Below are 19,194 nucleotides of genomic sequence, written 5' to 3'. Positions count from 1 at the left end.
CTGATTCTACGGGCCCTTCACGGCCGGCCTCGGCCCCGTATGCGCCATGCCGGGATCGCGACCGGGCTCGGCGTCCCGGTCACAGGCTCCAGGACACCGTGTGGCTCAGCTGCATCGACAGCACCAGGACCGCCAGGTCGGCGACGCCGAGTGCCAGGCCCAGCCAGGCGCGGCCGCGGCGGGTGGTGCCTCGCCAGAGGGAGACCACGGCCAGGGCGATGGCGATCGGGCCGAGGAAGATGTTGAGGACGAGCAGGCCGAGCAGGCCGAGGATGAAGGACCCCACGGCCATGCCGTCGGCGTCCCGCGCGCTCCTGCGGGTGTCGGTACCGCTCGTGACCGGTGCGGTGAGTTGCATGGTGCTCAGCTCCAGGAAGTCGTGGCGGACGGTCAGTTGGCCTGCGTACGGCGACGGCGGCCGTGGCGCTCGCGGATCGCGAAGACGCCGAGCCAGACGGCGATGCCGGTGGCGATGAGGGCGGTGACGGTCAGCGGCGCGTGGGCGACGGTGCCCAGCACGACTCCGAAGAGCATGAGTGCGGCGACGAGGAACAGCATGGGATCGGATCCCCCCTCTGGGATCATGTGAAGTTTGGGTGAACAGTTGTAGTAACAGTTGTTCACTGACTTTGAGTCTAGCGCGTTGCTCGGCTTTCCAATTCCAGAGAACAGTTGTTAACTGGATGACATGAGTCACACCCTCGGCATCCGGCAGGCGCAGAAGCAGAAGACCCGGCAGGCGTTCCTCGACGCCGCGCTCGCGCTGCTGGAGGAGCAGAGCCTGAGCAGCCTGGGGCTGCGCGAGGTCACCCGGGCCGTCGGCGTCGCCCCGACCGCCTTCTACCGGCACTTCCGCTCGACCGCCGACCTCGGTGTGGCGCTGGTCGACGAGGCGCTGGGCAGCCTGCACCCGATGGTGCGTACGACGGTGTCGACGGCGGGCGACAGCGAGGAACGCATCACGCGAGCCGTGCGGCTGATCGCCGATCATGTGGCCGCCCACCCGTCGCACGTGCGGTTCATCGCCCGGGAGCGGCACGGCGGCGTGCAACCGGTGCGCGAGGCGATACAGGCCCAACTGGCCCGGTTCGCCGAGGAGGTCAAGGCCGAGCTGGCCAAGGACCCCGAGGCCGAGGGCTGGACCGACGACGACCTGCTGATGCTCGCCCACCTCTACGTCGACCAGATGCTCATCACCGCCTCGCTGTTCCTGGAGGCCCTGGAGGCGCCGGAGCCCTCGGAGGCGGAGCGGCGGCGCGTCGCCCACGTGGCCACCCGCCAGATGCGGCTGATCAGCATCGGTCGTCAGCACTGGCTGGACTGACCCGGGGCCTCGGCACACAGGGGCGGCACGCCCGTTCACCGGACGCGCCGCCCCTGTCGTACGCCCCCCTGGGGTCAGCTCTTCGTCGCCTGCCGGGTCGGGGCACCGCTGGGTGCCGTACCGCCCCCGCCGCGGCCACTCTGACCGCCGCAGCCGCCGCCCTGGCCACCGCCGGGTCCGCCCTGGCCGGCGCTCGGCATGCCGGACGGTGCCGTACAGGCCTGCCGCTGCCCGGAGTTGCCGCCGCCGGAGGACCCGGAGGACGACGAGTCGCCCGAGCCGCACGCGGCGAGGAGCAGCGGGGAGAGGGCCAGCAGGGCGACGGCGGGGGCGAGACGGACACGCTTCATGAGAGTCAGCTCCGGTGAGGATGGGGAAGTCCTGAGAGCCGCACTCAACCAACGGTGCCTGGGCGGTACTTGGGCTCCTCCTGTCCGCCGGCTGTCAATTCCGCTTCCGGGGGCTCCTGGTACAGAGCCGTGACGGAACGGGCACCCGCCAGCAGCTCCGCGCGGGCCTCGGGCGGGTCCAGCAGCTCCACCCGGTCGGAGAAGGCGAGGAGTTGGCGCACCGCGCGCAGCCCCGGGTACGTCAGCCGGGCGGTGACCCACTCGCCGGTGCCGTCGTCGTCGGGCGGGGCGGTCAGCTCGGCGGCCGCCATCCGCCGGAAGATGTCCAGGAAGGAGCGCCGGACCCGGACGGTGACCTCGGTCCCGCCGTTCCGTTCCTCCACCTGGCGGCGCAACACCTCCCAGGCGTCGGCGAGTTCGACGCCGGGCCTGCGCCGCACGGGGTCGTCGAGGAGCCGGGCCGAGCGCACCCGGTCGGCGCGGAACAGCTGGGGGCGGCCGCGCCGGTCGGCGACCAGGTACCAGACCCCGGCCTTGGCGACGAGTCCGTACGGGTCCACGGTGTACGTCCGCGGCTCCGGCTGCCCGCTGTGCCGGTAGCGCAGGCGCAGGCGCCGGTCGGAGAAGACCGCGTCCTGGAGCACCTCCAGGTCGGCCGTCTGCCGGGGTCCGCTGCGCCAGCGGGTGGCGTCGACCAGGATGCGGCGGCTGGTGACCTCGGCGGCGGGCCGGTACGGCGCCGGGAGCGCGGCCATCACCTTGCGCAGGGCGGAGCCGAGGGCCGCGTCGAGGCCGAGCGCGGCGTGGGCGCCCTGCGCGGCCAGGATGAACAGGGCGCGGGACTCGTCGGCGGTCAGGCCGGTGACGTCGGTGCGGAATCCGGCGAGGAGTTCGATGCCGCCGCGCCTGCCGCGCTCGGCGTACACCGGGACGCCGGAGGCCGACAGGGCCTCGATGTCCCGGTAGATGGTGCGGACCGACACCTCCAGCCGGTCGGCGAGTTCGTGCGCGGGGACCCGGCCCCGGGTCTGCAGGAGCAGCAGGATCGACAGCAGCCGGTCGGACTTCACGCCGGGAGCATCCCGCCCTTTCCGGCCCCGGCGCAAATGTTGACGGAATCTGTCAGGTTATCCGGGGATGCTCGGTGAACCAGCCCACGAGGAAGAGGTATCGCATGACCACCACCGGCTTCACCGACCCCCGCCCCGTCTACGTCGCGGCCACCGCGCAGGCGGCCGCGCTGATCCGGACCCGACCGCAGGACCTGACCGGGCCCACGCCCTGTACCGAGTTCGACGTGCGCGGCCTGCTGAGTCACATCGTCGGCGCCACCCGGCGGATCTCGGTGGTCGGCGAGGGCGGCGACGGGATGGCCGTCGAGCCGGTCGCCGAGGGCATCGAGGACGACGGCTGGGCCGCGGCCTACGACGAGATCAGGACCCGGGTGCTCAAGGCCTGGGAGACCGACGAGCGGATGACCAGCCTGGTGCGCGTGCCCTGGGGCGAGGTCCCGGGCCACGCGGCGCTCTCCGGCTACGTGATGGAGATCGTGACGCACACCTGGGACCTCGCCGAGGCCCTGGGCCACCCGCACGCACTCGAGCCGGACCTGGCCGAGTTCGCCCTCGCCCTCGCCCGCACGGTCCTCCCCGACTCCCGCCCCCGCGACGCCGCCGTCCCCTTCGCCCCCCGTACCGAGGCCCCGGAGAACGCCGGCCCCTACGAGGAACTGGCGGCCTGGCTGGGCCGCACGCAGCTCAGCCGGGCCTGAAGCCGGAGCGCGGGCGCCCGAGACGGCCACGCAGGGCCGGCACTCCGGCCGGCCGAGCCCGACCACGGCCGGGCGGAGCCGGTTCTCCGATCGGCCGGGCCTGATCACGGCCGACCGAGTCGCGGGGCCGCCGCGGCCTGCCGCACGGCGTTCCGGCTGGGCCGCACGCCGCTCGGCCAAGCCGGACGACGGCCGACCGGCCGCCGCCGAACCCCCGGAGGGAACCGTCAGCCGAGCCTGACGCGGGCGAGTTGGCGGGACTGGGCGACCAGGCGGTCGTCGGCGTCCCAGATCTCGGCGTCCTCCTCGAGGAAGCCGCCGGCCAGGTTGCGGGTGGTGATGGAGACGCGGAGCGGGCCGGGGGCCGGGCGGTGGCGGACGTGGACCGTGAGTTCCACCGTGGGGACCCAGCCCTTGAGGCCGATCTCGAAGGCGGTGGGCGGCAGGGCGTCCACCGCCAGGAGGAGCGACAAGGGGTCCGCGTCGCGGCCGTCGGCCAGGCCGAACCAGGCGCGCATCTCGCCCTTGCCGGAGGGCTGCCCGAGCGCCCAGCCGAGGGTCGACGGGTCGAGCTTGAGCATCAGGCGGTCGGCGATCGCCGAGCTGCCCTCGACCGGGGCCGGCCCGTCCTCGGGGCCGAAGCACTGCTCCAGCGGCGGGATCGGGGGCGGCGCCGCCGCCGTGCGGACGTCGTCGGGGAGCTGGGCGAGGTCGCCGTACGACGCGAGGACGCGGATGCGCTCGACCTCGTTTCCCTCGTCGTCGTACTGGTAGAGGGAGGCCTGGCCCGTGGAGAGGGTGCGGCCCGTGCGGACCGTCTCCGTGCGGACGACCGCCGGGCCGGGCCGGGTCGCCGTCAGGTAGTGCGCGGAGATCGTGAAGGGGTCCGGGTGCGGCAGCGTGTCCGCGAGGGCCCGGCCGAGCACGGCCAGCAGATAGCCGCCGTTGACGGCGCTGATGATGGTCCAGCCGGCCGAGAGGTCGATGTCGTAGACGCCGGGCTCGCGGCGGGTGACCGCGGTGTCGCGGTCGAACTCGCTGTCGCCGATGACGGCCCGCACGGCGGGAGCCACGCCCCCGGAAGCTGCTTCTGACATGGATGAACGGTACAACAGGAAATTACTAAGCGGTAGCTTTTCACGTTACGATACTCTGAACGGCGGGTTGCATACACCCGTGGATCCGCCGTCCGGGTGAGGTTCCGGCAATTTCTAGGTAAGTGCCCGGAGACGTCCACAACCCCTGGCCGCTGATTCCCCTCTATGGGGACATGAGCCTCACCGGGACTCCGTTCCTCTACACGACCATCGTGCTGGCCGTGGTCGCACTGATACTGCCGCTCGTCCTGTGGTCGCGAGTGCGCGGGCCCAAGGCCCTGCGTGCCGCGGTCCGTGTACTGATGCTGCTCTTCGCCCAGGGCACCGCCATCACGCTCGTCTTCGTGCTGGTCAACAACTCCAACAACCTGTACGACAACTGGGCCGACCTGATCGGCACGGGCAACCATGTGCAGCAGGCCGCCAACCTCGGCGCCGACGGCACGGGCGGTATCGCGTACAAGAAGCTGCCCAAGGTGCAGCAGAAGTTCTCCCAGGCGGACGGTCCCGCCATGCACGCGGCCGGCGGGGTCAAGGTCACCCAGCTCAAGGGCCGGGTGTCGGGCGTGAACGCCGAGGTCTACGTCTGGCTGCCGCCGGAGTACAACGAGCCGGCGTACAAGAACAGGAAGTTCCCGGTCGTCGAGCTGCTCTCGGGCTACCCGGGCTCGGCGAAGGCATGGTTCGGCTCCCTGAAGGTGCACGAGCAGCTGGCGCCGCTCATGAAGAGCGGCCGGGTCGCCCCGTTCATCCTGGTGTCCCCGCGCACGAACCTGATCGCCAAGATCGACACCGGGTGCGCCAACATCCCCGGCACCGTGAACGCGGACAGCTGGCTGAGCATCGACGTACCGAAGATGATCACGGACAACTTCCGTGCCCAGTCCGGGCCGGACGGCTGGGCCACGGCCGGTTACTCGGCCGGCGCGCACTGCGCGACCAAGCTCACCGTCGCGCACCCCGACCGCTACCGGGCCGCCGTCAGCCTCTCCGGCTACAACGACCCGATCGGCGAGCGCAACTCGCTGGCCGCGGGAAGCCTTGATCTGCGTCGGGCCAACAACCCCTATGACATCCTGAAGGGCTACCGCACCCCGCCGAGGATCGCGCTGTACATCTCCGGCGAGAACGGCGACGGCTACCAGGCCGGTGTGGCGCTGGAACAGATCGCGAAGCCGCCGACGTATGTGCGGGTGGTGTTCCTGCCGCGCAGCGCGGGCGGGCACTCGATGGCGCTGTGGCGGCCGCAGGTGCCCACGGTGTTCGAGTGGCTGACCATGGAGCTGACGGGGCACAGCGCCCCCGGGCACACCTCCGCGTCCACCCCGCTCAGTCCTCTGACACCGTCGTCCGGCGGTTCCACGCACGCGGAGCTCGCCAGTGGAAGCGCATCGCGAGCAGGCGGAGCGCGAAAGCCGTGACGACCGCGAGCCCACTGGTGAGGGGGGTCAGGGCGCCGTAACGGATGCACAGCACCACCATTGTGGCGCCCACGATCGCTGGGACCGCGTACAGATCGCGGTCCCAGCGAAGCAGTGAGGGCACCTCGTTGGCGAGCACGTCCCGCAGCACGCCGCCGCCGACGGCGGTGGCGAGGCCCAGCGTCGCCGACGCGGTCAGGCCGAGGCCGTAGCTGTACGCCTTCGTCGTACCGCTGACACAGAACAGGCCGAGGCCGGCCGCGTCGAAGACGAGCACCGCCGCCTGGATCCGCTCCACGTGCGGATGCAGGAAGAAGACGACGAGCGCGGCGACGAGCGGGGTGAGGAAGTACCCGAGATCGGTGAAGGCGGCCGGGGGGACGGCCCCGATGACCAGGTCGCGGAACAGCCCTCCGCCCAGCGCGGTGACCTCGGCGAGGACGGCGATGCCGAACACGTCGAAGTTCTTCCGGACGGCCAGCAGCGCGCCGGAGATCGCGAACACGAAGATGCCGATGACATCCAGCGTGTGCTGGACGGAGGGGGTGAAGAGAGGCTGGAGCTGCACCCCTACATTCTCACCCTTCGAAGGGCGTGAACCTTACAAAGCCAGGCTCACAGGGCGGGTTTCCCTTGGGTGAACAGCCAGGTCTGGAACAGGCCGTCCAGGTTCTGCCCGCTGACGCGCTCGGCGAGGCGGATGAAGTCGGCAGTGTCCGCGTTGCCGTACCGGTGGAGCTTCGTCCAGGCGGGCAGCAGCCGGAAGAAGGCCCTGTCGCCGATGCGCTCCCGGAGCATCTGGAGCGTCATCGCGCCGCGCTGGTAGACGGCTGAGGCGAACATGGTGTCGCGCTGCGGGTCGGCGACCTTGATCTGCCAGAAGGCGTTGTCAGCAGGGCGGGCGTTGTACGCGGCCAGGAAGGAATCGTGCGCCGGCCTGGTCCCCTGGTGCTCGGCCCACAGCCACTGGGCGTAGGTGGCGAATCCCTCGTTGAGCCAGATGTCCCTCCACCGCGCCACGCTCACCGAGTCGCCGAACCACTGGTGGGCCAGTTCGTGCACGATGGTCGTCTCGTTGCGCACGGCCGAATAGGCGGGCTTGCTCTGCACCTCCAGCGAGAAACCGGCCTCGGGCATGTCGTCCACGATCGCGCCGGTCTCCTCGAACGGGTAAGGCCCGAAGACCTGCGACCAGTAGTCGGTGGCGGCGGCGGTGACGGCGTAGACGTCGACGCTGTTGCTGTTCTTCAGCACCGGGTCGATCGCGACGTAGATCGGAATGCCGCCGGGGGTCCGCCCGGTGCGCACGTCGAACTTCCCGATGGTGGCGGTCGCGAGATAGGTCGCCATCGGTTTCGACTCGCGCCAGTGGGTGTACGTCGAGCCGTCCTTGTCGTACGTCGACACCAGCCGGCCGTTGGAGACGGCGGTGAGGCCCTCGGGTGCCTTGATCCGGATGTCGTAGGTGGCCTTGTCGGAGGGGTGGTCGCTGGACGGGAACCAGGTGGAGGCGGCGTTGGGCTCACAGGCCACGAAGACGCCGTCGGAGGTCTTCATCCAGCCGTACTTGGAGCCGAACACGATGGGCCCGCTGAGGGGCTGGGGTATCCCGCCGTAGGTGACGGTGACGGTGAAGTCCCGACCCCGGGCGACGCTGTGGCGCGGGGTGACGACGATCTCGTCCCCGGTGCGCGTGAACTCGGCCCGTCTGCCGTTCACTTCGACGCCGCTGACGTCCAGTTGCTGGAGGTCGAGGTCGAAGGAGGACAGGTTCTGGGTGGCGCGTGCGGTGAGCGTCGTACGGCCGTCCAGACGGCCGGTGTCCGGGGCGTAGGCGATGTCGAGGCCGTAGTGCAGGGCGTCGAAGCCGCCGTTGCCGAGGTTCGGGAAGTAGGGGTCGCCGATGCCGGGGGCGCCCGGAGTGGGGGCGGGAGCGGCGGCGATGAGCAGGAAGGAGGCCGCCGCGGTCGCGACAGCCCCCAGACGTGCCGAACGGGAGAGTGCCATGCGTCGTCCCTTTCGAGCGTGTACCGATCAGTGGTCGGACACGGACGACTCTGCACTCTCCCGTTCAGGCATGTACATGACTTTGCCCAGTTGTCATGTGCTACTTGTCGGTTGACTCCTGGGTCTCGGGGGCCCCGGGGGTCTCCTCCTCGGAGGCCGGCTCAGAGGCCTCGGTGGCCTCCGCGGTCGTCTCTTCCGCAGTCGCCTCCTCCGAGGTCTCCTCGGCAGCCTCCTCGGCCAGTTCCGCCGCCACCGCCGCCGACGTCTCCGCCGACTCCGCGAGGACCTCGTCGGCGACCAGCTCGGCGGCCTCCTTCGCGGCGGTCAGCAGGACGGTGTCCTGCGGGGCCTGGTCCGCGAAGTTCTCCGGGTGGTGGCAGGCGACCCGCTGGCCGGGGCGCAGCTCGACGAGCTGCGGCTCGGTCGTCCTGCAGATCTCCGTCGCCTTCCAGCACCGGGTGTGGAAGCGGCAGCCGCTCGGCGGCGCGATCGGCGAGGGAACGTCGCCCTTGAGCAGGATCCGCTCGCTCTTGGCGTTCTTCCGCTTCGGGTCCGGGATCGGCACCGCGGACATGAGCGCCTTGGTGTACGGGTGCATCGGCGCCTTGTACAGCGAGTCCCGGTCGGCGAGCTCCACGACCTTGCCGAGGTACATCACCGCGATCCGGTCCGAGACGTGCCGGACGACCGAGAGGTCGTGCGCGATGATCACGTACGTCAGGCCCAGCTCCTCCTGGAGGTCGTCCAGCAGGTTCACGACCTGCGCCTGGATCGACACGTCCAGCGCGGAGACCGGCTCGTCCGCGACGACCAGCTTCGGCTTCAGGGCCAGCGCGCGGGCGATGCCGATGCGCTGGCGCTGACCGCCGGAGAACTCGTGCGGATAGCGGTTGTAGTGCTCGGGGTTGAGGCCGACCACCGACAGCAGCCGCTGCACTTCCTTCTTGATGCCGCCCTCGGGCTCGACGCCCTGGAGCTTGAAGGGCGCGCCGACGATGGTGCCGATGGTGTGGCGCGGGTTCAGCGACGAGTACGGGTCCTGGAAGATCATCTGCACGTCGCGGCGCAGCGGACGCATCCCGCCGACGCCGAGGTGCGTGATGTCCTTGCCCTCGAACTCCACCGTGCCGGCGGTCGGTTCGAGCAGCCGGGTGATCAGCCGGCCCATGGTCGACTTGCCACAGCCGGACTCGCCCACGACGCCCAGGGTCTCGCCCTTGCGCACCTCGAAGTCGATGCCGTCGACGGCGCGCACCGCCCCGACCTGCCGCTGCAGCAGGCCCTTGCGGATCGGGAAGTGCTTCTGGAGCCCGGTCACCTTCAGCAGGATCTCGCCGTCGGAGACGGCGGCCTCCTCGGTGGCGGCACCTTCACTCTGCGCGGGGATGCTCACTTTTTCGTCGCTCACAGCTTCGGCGCAATCTCTTCGGTCCAGATACGCTCCCGCTGCTCCTGCGTCATGTGGCAGGCCGCCCAGTGTCCGCTGCCGACCTCGGTCAGCTCGGGCCGGACCGTGCGGGTGACGTTGTCCTTCGGGATGTCCGCGTACGGGCAGCGCGGGTTGAAGGCACAGCCGGACGGGACGTTGATGAGGGAGGGCGGGGAGCCCTTGACCGGGATGAGCCGGTCGGTGTCCTCCCGGTCCAGCCTCGGCATCGAGCCGAGCAGGCCCCAGGTGTAGGGGTGGCGGGGCGCGGAGAAGACCTCTTCGGCCGGCCCGCGCTCCACGCACCGGCCGCCGTACATGACCAGCAGGTCGTCGGCCATCTCGGCGACCACACCGAGGTCGTGCGTGATCATGATGACCGCGGAGCCGAACTCCTTCTGCAGGTCCCGGATCAGGTCCAGGATCTGCGCCTGGACGGTGACGTCCAGAGCGGTGGTCGGCTCGTCGGCGATGAGCAGCTCGGGGTTGTTCACCAGCGCCATCGCGATCATCGCGCGCTGGCGCATACCACCGGAGAACTCGTGCGGGTAGCCGTCGACGCGCTTGGCCGGCTCCGGGATGCCCACGCGGTCCAGCATCTCGATCGCCCGTTGCTTGGCGACCTTCTTGCTGACCTTGTGGTGGACCCGGTAGGCCTCGACGATCTGCGCCCCGACCGTGTAGTAGGGGTGCATGGCGGACAGCGGGTCCTGGAAGATCATCGCCATCTTGCGGCCACGCATCCGCCGGACCTCGTCCGGGTCGGCGCCGATCAGTTCCTGGCCGTCCAGCCACACCTCGCCGGAGACCCGGGCGTTGGCCTGACGGTGCAGGCCCATCACGCCGAGCGAGGTGACGGACTTGCCGGAACCGGACTCGCCGACGATGCCCAGGGTCTTGCCCCGCTGCACGTCGAAGCTGACTCCGTCCACCGACTTGACCAGGCCGTCGTCGGTGTTGAAGTGGATACGCAGATCGCGTACGGAGAGGAACGCGTCGTCGGCGTCGGAGGGGGCGGAGCCGGCCGGTTCGCCGAGCGCCGCCTTGTCGAGCTTGCTCACGAGTACCTCACGCGGGGGTCGATGGCTGCGTACACCAGGTCGACGACGAGGTTGCAGAAGACGATGAAGAACGCGGCGACCAGGGTCACGCCCATCACGATGGGCAGGTCGTTGTCCTTGATGGCCTGGATGGAGTACGCGCCGACACCCTGCAGGGAGAAGACCGTCTCGGTGAGCACCGCGGTACCGATGAGGGTGCCGAAGTCCATGCCGAAGATGGTCACGATCGGGGTGAGCGTGGAACGCAGCCCGTGCTTGGTGACGACGACGGCCTCCTTGAGGCCCTTGGCACGTGCCGTCCGGATGTAGTCCTCGCTCATCGTCTCCAGCATGCCCGCCCGGGTGAGCCGGGCGTAGGTGGCGGAGAAGAGGAACGCGAGGCTGATCCAGGGCAGCAGCAGGTGCCAGGCCCAGTCGGCCGGGTTCTGGGTGAACGGCACGTAGTCCGTGCTGTCCCAGATGGGCCACTGGTAGACGAACAACGCGTTCATCACCTGGCCGGTGAAGAAGATCGGGAGGGAGACGCCGGCGAGCGCGATGAACATCGAGATGCGGTCCACCGGCTTGCCCTTGCGGAGCGCCGAGATGACACCGGTCGTCACACCGAAGATCAGCCAGATCACCGCCGCGCCGACGGCCAGCGAGAAGGAGACCGGGATGCGCTGCTGGAGCTGGGGCCAGACTTCGACGTGACTCTTGAAGGAGTACCCGAAGCAGGGGGCGCTGCAGTGCGTCGCGTCGGGGCCGAACTTGTAGTCGGCGCCCACGAACAGGCCCTTGATGTAGTCCCAGTACTGAACGTAGATGGGCTGGTCGAGACCCAGGTTGTGCTTGATCGCGGCGATGGACTCGGGGTTGGCGTCCTTGCCGACGTACTGGGTGGCCAGCTGGGTGGCTGTCTGGCCGCCCAGACGGGGGACCAGGAAGAAGATGGCGAAGGTGACTGCGCTGACCACCAGCAGCAGTACCAATGCGCCGAAGACGCGTCGGATGATGTACGCAGCCACAGCTGTGCGGCTCCGGGTGGCCGGGGCGGTGTGTGTCCGCCCCGGCCACCCGGTGCCTTCACCTGCCTTTCAGGGGTATCCGGCCTGCTGTTACTTCGAGGAGCTCATCAGCAGGTAGTCGTACATGCCGAGGTACGCCTGCGTGACCGTGACGTTGGTCGCGGACGTGGGCCTGATCAGCAGGTTCTTGCGGTAGACGAGCGGGACGATCGAGGCGTTGTCCTGCACCATCTTGTCGATGTCACCCCACGCCTTGGTGCGGGCGGCGGCATCGGTGTTGGAGATGGCGGCCTTGAGCGCCGCGTTGATCTTCGGGTCGTTCAGCTCGCTGAGGTTGTTGCCGCCCGAGGGCTTGATGGCCGAACCGTCGACGATCTGGTCCAGGAAGCCGTAGCCCGTGGGCCAGTCGGCACCCCACGCGGTCATCATCATGCCGAGCTTGTGGTCGTGGACGTAGCTCGGGACACCGGCGAAGTTGGAGAAGTACTTACCGGCGGGGAACTGCTTGATGTCGGCGTTGATGCCGACGGCCTTCAGCGAGTTCTGGATGGCCGTGGCGGCCGCGACCTCGGCGGGACGGTCGGAACGGGCCGTCAGCGTGGTGGAGAAGCCGTTCGGCTTGCCGCACTGCTTCAGCTCGTCCTTGGCCTTGGCCACGTCGCCCTTGTTGCCCGGGGTCGGGTACTCGTCGAACTTGGTGTAGCCGTTGACGCTCGGCGGCAGCAGCGTGCTGGCGACGTCACCCTTCGGCGCACCACCCATGGCGTCGAGCGCCGACTGCTTGTCGACCGCCCACTGGACAGCCTTGCGGCAGTGGACGTTGTCGAACGGCGCGACGTGCTGGTTCAGCGCCATGTACGAGGTCGCGCCCGCGTAGGAGTTGTCCGTCTCCTTGGCGTACTTGCCGCTCAGGATCTTCGGCTGGGTCTGCGGCTGCACACCGGCGCCGGCGATGTCGGCCGTGATCTTGTCGGCCAGCAGGTCGTTGTCGATCGAGACCGGGTTGACCTTGAACTTGACGTCGATCTTGTCCGGCAGCGCCTTGCGGATCGGGTCCGTCTTCGGGTCCCAGTTCGGGTTGCGGACGAGGCTGGCGCTGGCGCCCTCCTGGTACGACGCGAACTTGTAGGGGCCGGAGGACACGATGTGCTGGACGTACTTCGCGCCGTCGTCCTTCGCCTGCGGCACGGGGGCCGTCTGGGAGAAGGTCGCCAGGTAGTCGAAGTCGGCGAACGGCTGGTTCAGGTGGAAGACGATCGTGTTGTCGTCCGGGGTGGCGATGGAGTCCAGGCCCTTCTTGTCCTTGTAGGGGCCCTGGTACTTGTCACCGCCCTGCAGGTACGACTTGAAGTACGTCGGGCCGTTGGACAGGGCCTCGGGCGCGAAGTTGGAGCGCTCGATGGCGTACTTGACGTCCTTGGACGTGATCGGGGACCCGTCGTCGTACTTCAGGCCCGGACGCAGGTGGTAGGTCCAGGTCTTGGCGTCCGGGCTCGGCGTGCCGAGGGACGTCGCGAGGTCCGGGACGACGGTGAGGCCGTCCTTGCCGGCGGCCGGCTTGAACGTGACGAGCGTCCGCGCGTACAGGCGCGAGAAGTTCTGCACGAAGCCGTAGTAGGTGTTGCCCGGGTCCAGGGAGTCCGGCACGTCGGAGTCCTCCAGCGTGACCGTACCTCCCTTCTTGCTCGACGCGTTGACGATGGAGTCCAGCGCCGCGTCCTTTGTTCCGTTGCCGCCACTGCTGCTCTTGCCGCCCCCGCCGCCGCACGCGGCCGCGCCCAGGGACAGCACCGTGACCGACGCCACGGCGGCCATAACCCTTCTCGTCTTCACGTTGTGGAAAGCCCCTCTATCGATGGATCACTTGCTGCGAGGGTCGAGCGCGTCACGCAGCCCGTCACCCAGCAGGTTGAAGGCCAGGACGGTGATGAAGATCGCCAGTCCGGGCACGAACATGTACTGCGGATCTGCGGTGTAGAGATCCACGGCGTTGCTGAGCATGCCGCCCCAGGAGGCCTGCGGCGGAGCGATGCCGACTCCGAGGAAGCTCAGCGCGGCCTCGAAGAGGATGTTCGTCGGGATGATCAGCGTCGAGTAGACGAGGATCGGCGCGACGAGGTTGGGGAGCAGTTCCCGGAACAGGATGTACGGGCCGCGGGCTCCCAGGCTGGTGGCGGCCTCGACGAACTCCCGCCTGCGCAGGGTCATCGTCTGAGCGCGCACGATACGCCCGATGTACGGCCAGCTGAAGAAGCCGATCACGAAGATCAGCACGGAGATCCGCAGCGGCAGGCCGTTGAGCCCGAAGAAGCCGTCCTGCACCGAAGCTGAGATGGCGATGGCGAACAGCAGCAGCGGGAAGGCCAGGAAGGTGTCCATGAGCTTGCTGATGAGACTGTCGACCCAGCCACCGTAGTAGCCGGCCACGACGCCCAGCACGGTACCGATGACCACCGAGAGGAGGGTGGCGCCACCGGCGACCAGGAGGGAGACCCACGAACCGTCGATGATGCGGGCGAGCATGTCGCGGCCGTACTGCGGGTCCAGGCCCAGCGGGTGGGACCAGCTCATGCCGCCGAAGCCGCCCTTGGGCGCGAGGAGCGCCGGGTCGATGAGGTCCTGGTGGAACTTGTCCGGGTCCAGCCCGAAGATCCACTCGATCGGCTTGGCGAGCACCGCCATCAGCACGAGCAGGATGACGACGACCCCGCCCGCCACGGCCACCTTGTCCCGCTTGAACCGGGTCCAGGCGATCTGACTGAGAGAACGCCCTTCGATCTGGCTCTTCTTGGCCCCGGCGAGCACGGACTCGGGCGGCGCGCCGGCCTCTGCCCCGGTGGTCTCGATCGGTGCGGTCACAGTTGACCTGACCCCTCTCGCCGGTGGTGACCGGCCTTTGTCCGCCGCTGTGGGCGGCTTGGTTCACTTACCTGCGCCGGCCGCACGTGGGTGACGGCCCAGAGATCCAGCTGTTCCTGTGACTGGTTCGATCACAGGATCGATGGCCTCGCGTCTTGAGAGGCGAGTCTTCAACGCGCTCTAGATCACGCGCCAGATCTGATGGAGAAAGTATGCGTAAACGTGATGCCGCCTAGGGGATTCCGTTATCCGAACAGCGAGGGCCGCCTGCCGGACATGGACATCGAGGACACCCGAGTTCGAACCGGATGGACATACGAGGCAGTTGCGAGCCGAGCCACGCAATGGTGACCGGTGTCACATTTCCGGCCATTTGGGGGTGACTCAGTAGGGCCGTGGGCTCGTGTACCCATAGCCGGGGCCGGCCGCCGGCGCCGGTGCCGCGTGGGCCTCGCGGTCGTAGAACGGGCGGGCGTTGGCCCGCATCCACATCACGACCGGGTCGTAGTCGTCGGTCATCGCGACCGTCGACACCGGCAGGCCCTCGGGGACGGCGCCGATGGACTGCTGCATCATCGCGCGCACCGAGTCGACGGCGGCCGGTGAGGTGTCGTACACGTCGAGGCCGATCGCCAGGTACGGCGCGCCGAGCGCGGGCTGCACCCAGGCGCGGCGCAGGGAGCGCAGGGCCTGGGTGCGGTGGGCGTTCTGCGCGAGCAGGGCGTAGAACTGCGGGATCTCGACGCCGGGTTCGGTGAGCCGGAGGGGACCCGCGGGCTGGCGGTCCAGACCGGTGGCGATGCGGCGCAGGTCCAGCCAGGGGATGCCGACGCCGCCGCCCGGGGCGTGCGGGTTGAGCCAGAGGCCGTAGTGGTCGGAGTAGAGGGTGCGGGCCACGTCGAGGCCGTCGACGACCTCGTACGACCGGTTCCAGCCGCTGGCCGACAGCTCCTGGGCGGAGGTGACGCAGGGGGCGTACTGGAAGCCGTCGACCTCCATGTTTCCGTACTGGGCGTCCGGGGAGCCGGCCTGGCCGTGCCAGAGCAGCATCCAGATCTGGCCGGAGGAGGGGGTGGCGAGGGCGCGCAGCAGGGCCTCGTAGGCGTCGTAGCGTCCGGGCGTGACCTGGCGCAGCGCATTTTCCACCCCGCCGCCGACGCTGCCGCTGTGGCTCGCGCTCACCTGTCGTGCCCTTCTGTGCAGTGCCCCGTGTTGGGGACAGCTTATTCGCCTACGGGCTCGGGGCCCTCAGGTCCGCCGCCCCTCCGTCGGCAACTAGTGGCCGTACTGATAGAAGGGCCTGACGTTCGCCCTCAACCAGGTGGCCACCGGGTCGTCCGTCACGTCCAGGAGGACCAGGCTGACCGGCCACGCGACCGGGACCTTGCCCAGGGCCCGGCCCAGGGCGTCCAGGGGGCGGGTGCGGAGGTCGCCGTCCCACTGGGAGAGTTCCACGCCAACGAACATCACCGGGTCGTCCGTCTCGATGGCGGCCAGGCACCGGCGGGCGGTGCGGACCACGCCGGTCCCGGCGAACTCGGCGGACGCGGCGGAGAGGAAGTCGACCGGGTCGTCCTGCCAGTCGGGCTCGAAGAGGCGGACCCGGCCGCCGGTGTCCGGGCCGTCCAGCTCGGTGCGGCCCGCGCGGCACAGCTCGGCCACCGCGGCCGGCGGGAGCGGGACGCCGACCAGGGCGTCGGGGTTCACGGCGATGCCGACCTGCGCGGGCAGGCCGCGGGCGAACTCCACGGCCGGGGCGATGGTGTACGCCATGTGGGAGCCGGCCGCCTGGCGCAGCTGCTCCTCGGAGCTGAACACCGGGACGTAGGCCTGGCCGTCGAGCTCCAGCGTGGGCAGGTCGAGCGGGCCGCTGCCGGGGCCGCCGCCGTTGGGCAGCGGGATCCACAGGAAGCTGCGGCCCAGCACCTCGATGATCCGGCCGGCCGCGGCCGGTATGCCGAGGGAGGCCGAGAGCACCTCCTCCAGCTCGTTGCCGGGCCAACCGCCGTGCGGGTGGGGGTGCGTCTGTGCCGGGAAGTCCGCGGGAAAGTCCGCCGGGAAGTCCATCTGCCTACCGCCTGCTGGGAACCACTGCTGTGACCATGAAGGCTAGCGGGTACCTGTGACAGTCCCCTCACCGTGTGAACACACTCCCCTCATCCGGCGAAGGTGATCCGGTGCAAAGCGTCCGCCGCCGAGCGGTCCAGCAGGGTCGCGGAGCCGACGCCCGCGGGCAGCTCGCCGCGCTCGACCGCGGCGAGCAGGCGGGCCGTCGTACGGCGGTGGCGGGTGAAGGCGTAGCGGGAGACGCCCCGGCCGCGCTCGCGCTGGCCCTCGCGGGCCGTCTCGGGGGCCACGTCGAGCAGGAGCAGGTGCAGGGTGCCGCCCCTGCGGCGGGCCTCGCGGGCGAGCCAGCCGCGCACCCAGCGCTGCGTGCCGCAGTCGTGCACGACCACGCCCTCGCCACCGCGCAGGGCCCGGCGCAGGGCGGCGTAGTGGGCGAGGCGGACCAGCGGGCGGTAGAGCGCGTAGGGGATGAAACGGGGGACGCGGGCGTCCCAGCGGTCGCGGGCGTCCTGGGAGTCGATGCGCCGGCCGGTCACCGCTCGGTGCATCAAGGTCGACTTGCCGCTGCCCGGCAGGCCCGTGATCACCACCAGGTCCTCGGCGCCGAAGAGCAGGGCACGGGGGCCGCGGCCCGACCGGTCGCGCAGGTCGCGGACGACGGGGGCCGGGGCGGAGGGCTGCTTCGGCACCGCGATGCCGCTGGTGGCGGTGGCGTACACCGAGGTCCTGTTCACCGTGATCGTCCTCCCCAGTCGATTCAGTAAGAGGCATGCCCATGAAACGTAAAGAGAAGGTAATTGACGGAGGTCGGCGGTGAGGTCCGCGTCCTGCCACAGGCCGGTTACAAAAGCCCGGTCGGCGTGCGATGATGTGGCCGCCAACTGCATACCGGCCGTTTGAATCCGCGCGGGAGAGTCCCCAGCAGCCTTCGCTGGGGCGCCGAAGGAGCAAGTCCCTCCCTTGAATCTCTCAGGCCCCGTTACCGCGCGGGCGAGGCACATCTGAAAAGCGGGCCGCTGTGACAGTGGCTCCACCCAAGGTGCAAGCCGCGATCGTCCTTGTGGCGGTCCCGGCGAACCTCTCAGGTTCCGATGACAGATGGGGAGGAACGTTCCTCGCCCGTTCTTGCCTGCCCTGGGAGACGACCGACCGATGAGCAGTACCGAACCCACTGAGCCGCGTCATACCGCGCTGGACGCGCTGCACCGCTCGCTCGGTGCGACGATGACCGACTTCGCCGGCTGGGACATGCCGCTGCGCTACGGCTCCGAGCGCGACGAGCATGTCGCGGTGCGCACCAAGGCCGGGCTGTTCGACCTCTCCCACATGGGCGAGATCACCGTGACCGGCGCCGAGGCCGCCGCCTTCCTGAACCACGCCCTGGTCGGCAACATCGCCTCCGTCGGCGTCGGCCGCGCCCGTTACACCATGATCTGCCAGGCCGACGGCGGCATCCTGGACGACCTGATCGTCTACCGGCTCGCCGAGACCGAGTACATGGTCGTCGCCAACGCCTCCAACGCCCAGGTGGTCCTGGACGCCCTCACCGAGCGCGTCGCCGGCTTCGACGCCGAGGTCCGCGACGACCGGGACGCCTACGCGCTGATCGCCGTCCAGGGCCCGGAGTCCCCCGGCATCCTGAAGTCCCTCACCGACGCCGACCTGGACGGGCTGAAGTACTACGCCGGTCTGCCCGGCACCGTCGCCGGCGTCCCGGCGCTCATCGCCCGCACCGGCTACACCGGTGAGGACGGCTTCGAGCTGTTCGTGAAGCCGGAGCACGCGGTGGAGCTGTGGCAGGCGCTGGCCAAGGCCGGCGAGGGCGTCGGCCTGGTGCCGTGCGGCCTGTCCTGCCGGGACACCCTGCGCCTGGAAGCGGGCATGCCGCTGTACGGGCACGAGCTGTCCACCTCCCTCACCCCCTTCGACGCCGGGCTGGGCCGCGTGGTCAAGTTCGAGAAGGAGGGCGACTTCGTCGGGCGCGAGGCGCTGCGGCAGGCCGCCGAGCGCGCCGAGCAGAACCCGCCCCGGGTGCTCGTCGGGCTGATCGCCGAGGGCCGCCGGGTGCCGCGCGCGGGGTACGCCGTCGTCGCCGGCGGCGCGGTGATCGGCGAGGTCACCTCCGGCGCCCCCTCCCCCACCCTGGGCAAGCCGATCGCCATGGCCTACGTCGACGCGGCGCACGCGGCGCCCGGCACCGAGGGCGTCGGCGTGGACATCCGAGGCAGCCACGAGCCGTACCAGGTCGTGGCGCTGCCGTTCTACAAGCGCCAGAAGTAGAGACTGGGCGCGAGCGCGTCCCGGCGCGGGCCCGGTCCCGTGGCGGTACGTGACCCTGCGCACATTTGCCCGTTCACCAGCGGTTTTCGCAGTCCCCCTTCATCAGCACTCCCGCGCGTACAGGAGAATTCAGGCCATGAGCAACCCCCAGCAGCTGCGCTACAGCAAGGAGCACGAGTGGCTGTCGGCCGCCGAGGACGGCGTCTCGACGGTCGGCATCACGGAGCACGCGGCCAACGCGCTCGGCGATGTCGTCTTCGTCCAGCTCCCCGAGGTCGGATCCACCGTGACGGCGGGCGGGGACTGCGGTGAGCTGGAGTCGACCAAGTCGGTCTCCGAGCTGTACTCGCCGGTCACCGGTGAGGTCACCGAGATCAACGAGGACGTCGTCGAGGACCCGTCGCTGGTGAACTCGGCCCCCTTCGAGGGTGGCTGGCTGTTCAGGGTGCGCGTGGCGGAGGAGCCGTCCGGCCTGCTCTCCGCCGACGAGTACACCGCCTTTTCCACCGGCGAGGAGTCGTAAC

General features: G+C 69.9%; 20 protein-coding genes and 1 riboswitch. Of the genes, 5 read left to right on the top strand and 15 right to left on the bottom strand.

Annotation, left to right across the window (positions count from 1 at the left end):
- Window positions 1-79: 79 nt before the first annotated feature.
- Together ACH47Z_RS17340 and ACH47Z_RS17335 are read right to left on the bottom strand one after the other, a co-directional pair.
- Window positions 80-358, bottom strand: coding sequence for a DUF4190 domain-containing protein (locus tag ACH47Z_RS17340; protein WP_399074372.1), 279 nt, complete (start codon window positions 356-358; stop codon window positions 80-82).
- A gap of 32 nt (window positions 359-390) precedes the next feature.
- Entirely contained in the window at window positions 391-558 is a 168-nt protein-coding gene (locus tag ACH47Z_RS17335) for a hypothetical protein (RefSeq protein ID WP_399074370.1), read from the bottom strand.
- Between the two features lie 130 nt (window positions 559-688).
- Between ACH47Z_RS17335 and ACH47Z_RS17330 the strand changes: the two genes are divergently transcribed.
- Window positions 689-1,324 carry a TetR family transcriptional regulator gene (locus ACH47Z_RS17330; RefSeq protein WP_399074368.1) on the top strand — a complete coding sequence of 212 codons (636 nt, stop codon included), beginning with the start codon at window positions 689-691 and terminating at the stop codon, window positions 1,322-1,324.
- 74 nt (window positions 1,325-1,398) lie between these two features.
- Here the strand turns inward: ACH47Z_RS17330 and ACH47Z_RS17325 are convergent, their stop codons facing one another.
- The gene (locus ACH47Z_RS17325; protein WP_399074366.1) at window positions 1,399-1,674 is read right to left on the bottom strand and encodes a hypothetical protein; all 276 of its coding nucleotides are present in this window, start codon (window positions 1,672-1,674) and stop codon (window positions 1,399-1,401) included.
- A gap of 44 nt (window positions 1,675-1,718) precedes the next feature.
- Window positions 1,719-2,744, bottom strand: a complete 1,026-nt coding sequence (locus ACH47Z_RS17320) for a helix-turn-helix transcriptional regulator (RefSeq protein ID WP_399074364.1) — start codon at window positions 2,742-2,744, stop codon at window positions 1,719-1,721.
- 104 nt (window positions 2,745-2,848) lie between these two features.
- Here ACH47Z_RS17320 and ACH47Z_RS17315 point away from each other — a divergent pair, with 104 nt between their 5' ends.
- A complete protein-coding gene (locus tag ACH47Z_RS17315) occupies window positions 2,849-3,445 on the top strand; it encodes a TIGR03086 family metal-binding protein (protein ID WP_399074362.1) in 597 nt (198 codons plus the stop codon).
- Between the two features lie 227 nt (window positions 3,446-3,672).
- Here the strand turns inward: ACH47Z_RS17315 and ACH47Z_RS17310 are convergent, their stop codons facing one another.
- Window positions 3,673-4,542 carry a thioesterase family protein gene (locus tag ACH47Z_RS17310; RefSeq protein ID WP_399074360.1) on the bottom strand — a complete coding sequence of 290 codons (870 nt, stop codon included), beginning with the start codon at window positions 4,540-4,542 and terminating at the stop codon, window positions 3,673-3,675.
- 173 nt (window positions 4,543-4,715) lie between these two features.
- On the opposite strand from ACH47Z_RS17310, the gene ACH47Z_RS17305 reads away from it, so the two are divergent.
- A complete protein-coding gene (locus ACH47Z_RS17305; protein ID WP_399074358.1) occupies window positions 4,716-5,963 on the top strand; it encodes an alpha/beta hydrolase in 1,248 nt (415 codons plus the stop codon).
- On the opposite strand, the gene ACH47Z_RS17300 is transcribed toward ACH47Z_RS17305, so the two are convergent.
- The 10 genes from ACH47Z_RS17300 to ACH47Z_RS17255 form a co-directional block, all read right to left on the bottom strand.
- On the bottom strand, window positions 5,872-6,531 hold the full coding sequence (locus tag ACH47Z_RS17300; protein WP_399074356.1) for a trimeric intracellular cation channel family protein: 660 nt from the start codon (window positions 6,529-6,531) through the stop codon (window positions 5,872-5,874). The genes ACH47Z_RS17305 and ACH47Z_RS17300 overlap by 92 nt on opposite strands.
- A gap of 47 nt (window positions 6,532-6,578) precedes the next feature.
- A complete protein-coding gene (locus ACH47Z_RS17295; protein ID WP_399074354.1) occupies window positions 6,579-7,970 on the bottom strand; it encodes a M1 family metallopeptidase in 1,392 nt (463 codons plus the stop codon).
- A gap of 100 nt (window positions 7,971-8,070) precedes the next feature.
- A complete protein-coding gene (locus ACH47Z_RS17290) occupies window positions 8,071-9,363 on the bottom strand; it encodes an ABC transporter ATP-binding protein (protein ID WP_399074352.1) in 1,293 nt (430 codons plus the stop codon).
- 11 nt (window positions 9,364-9,374) lie between these two features.
- The gene (locus tag ACH47Z_RS17285; protein ID WP_399074350.1) at window positions 9,375-10,457 is read right to left on the bottom strand and encodes an ABC transporter ATP-binding protein; all 1,083 of its coding nucleotides are present in this window, start codon (window positions 10,455-10,457) and stop codon (window positions 9,375-9,377) included.
- Window positions 10,454-11,464, bottom strand: a complete 1,011-nt coding sequence (locus ACH47Z_RS17280; protein ID WP_399074348.1) for an ABC transporter permease — start codon at window positions 11,462-11,464, stop codon at window positions 10,454-10,456. The genes ACH47Z_RS17285 and ACH47Z_RS17280 overlap by 4 nt, the downstream gene beginning before the upstream one ends.
- A gap of 90 nt (window positions 11,465-11,554) precedes the next feature.
- A complete protein-coding gene (locus ACH47Z_RS17275) occupies window positions 11,555-13,279 on the bottom strand; it encodes an ABC transporter substrate-binding protein (RefSeq protein ID WP_399074346.1) in 1,725 nt (574 codons plus the stop codon).
- A gap of 45 nt (window positions 13,280-13,324) precedes the next feature.
- A complete protein-coding gene (locus ACH47Z_RS17270; RefSeq protein WP_399074344.1) occupies window positions 13,325-14,323 on the bottom strand; it encodes an ABC transporter permease in 999 nt (332 codons plus the stop codon).
- A gap of 384 nt (window positions 14,324-14,707) precedes the next feature.
- On the bottom strand, window positions 14,708-15,505 hold the full coding sequence (locus ACH47Z_RS17265) for an enhanced serine sensitivity protein SseB C-terminal domain-containing protein (protein ID WP_399074342.1): 798 nt from the start codon (window positions 15,503-15,505) through the stop codon (window positions 14,708-14,710).
- Between the two features lie 93 nt (window positions 15,506-15,598).
- On the bottom strand, window positions 15,599-16,390 hold the full coding sequence (locus tag ACH47Z_RS17260; protein ID WP_399074340.1) for an enhanced serine sensitivity protein SseB: 792 nt from the start codon (window positions 16,388-16,390) through the stop codon (window positions 15,599-15,601).
- Between the two features lie 89 nt (window positions 16,391-16,479).
- Window positions 16,480-17,124, bottom strand: coding sequence for an AAA family ATPase (locus ACH47Z_RS17255; RefSeq protein WP_399074338.1), 645 nt, complete (start codon window positions 17,122-17,124; stop codon window positions 16,480-16,482).
- A 163-nt stretch (window positions 17,125-17,287) separates the two neighbouring features.
- Window positions 17,288-17,385: riboswitch (glycine riboswitch) on the top strand.
- A 157-nt stretch (window positions 17,386-17,542) separates the two neighbouring features.
- Here ACH47Z_RS17255 and gcvT point away from each other — a divergent pair.
- Complete coding sequence (gene gcvT / locus ACH47Z_RS17250) at window positions 17,543-18,670, top strand: glycine cleavage system aminomethyltransferase GcvT (RefSeq protein WP_399074336.1); 1,128 nt, start codon at window positions 17,543-17,545, stop codon at window positions 18,668-18,670.
- 136 nt (window positions 18,671-18,806) lie between these two features.
- Window positions 18,807-19,193 carry a glycine cleavage system protein GcvH gene (gene gcvH, locus ACH47Z_RS17245; protein WP_399074334.1) on the top strand — a complete coding sequence of 129 codons (387 nt, stop codon included), beginning with the start codon at window positions 18,807-18,809 and terminating at the stop codon, window positions 19,191-19,193.
- Window position 19,194: the final 1 nt, after the last annotated feature.

The organism is Streptomyces sp. NPDC020192 (assembly GCF_044388685.1).
Taxonomy (GTDB): Bacteria; Actinomycetota; Actinomycetes; order Streptomycetales; family Streptomycetaceae; genus Streptomyces.
Note: the sequence above shows the minus strand (reverse complement) of the source record. Positions and strands in the feature narration are given on the sequence as shown.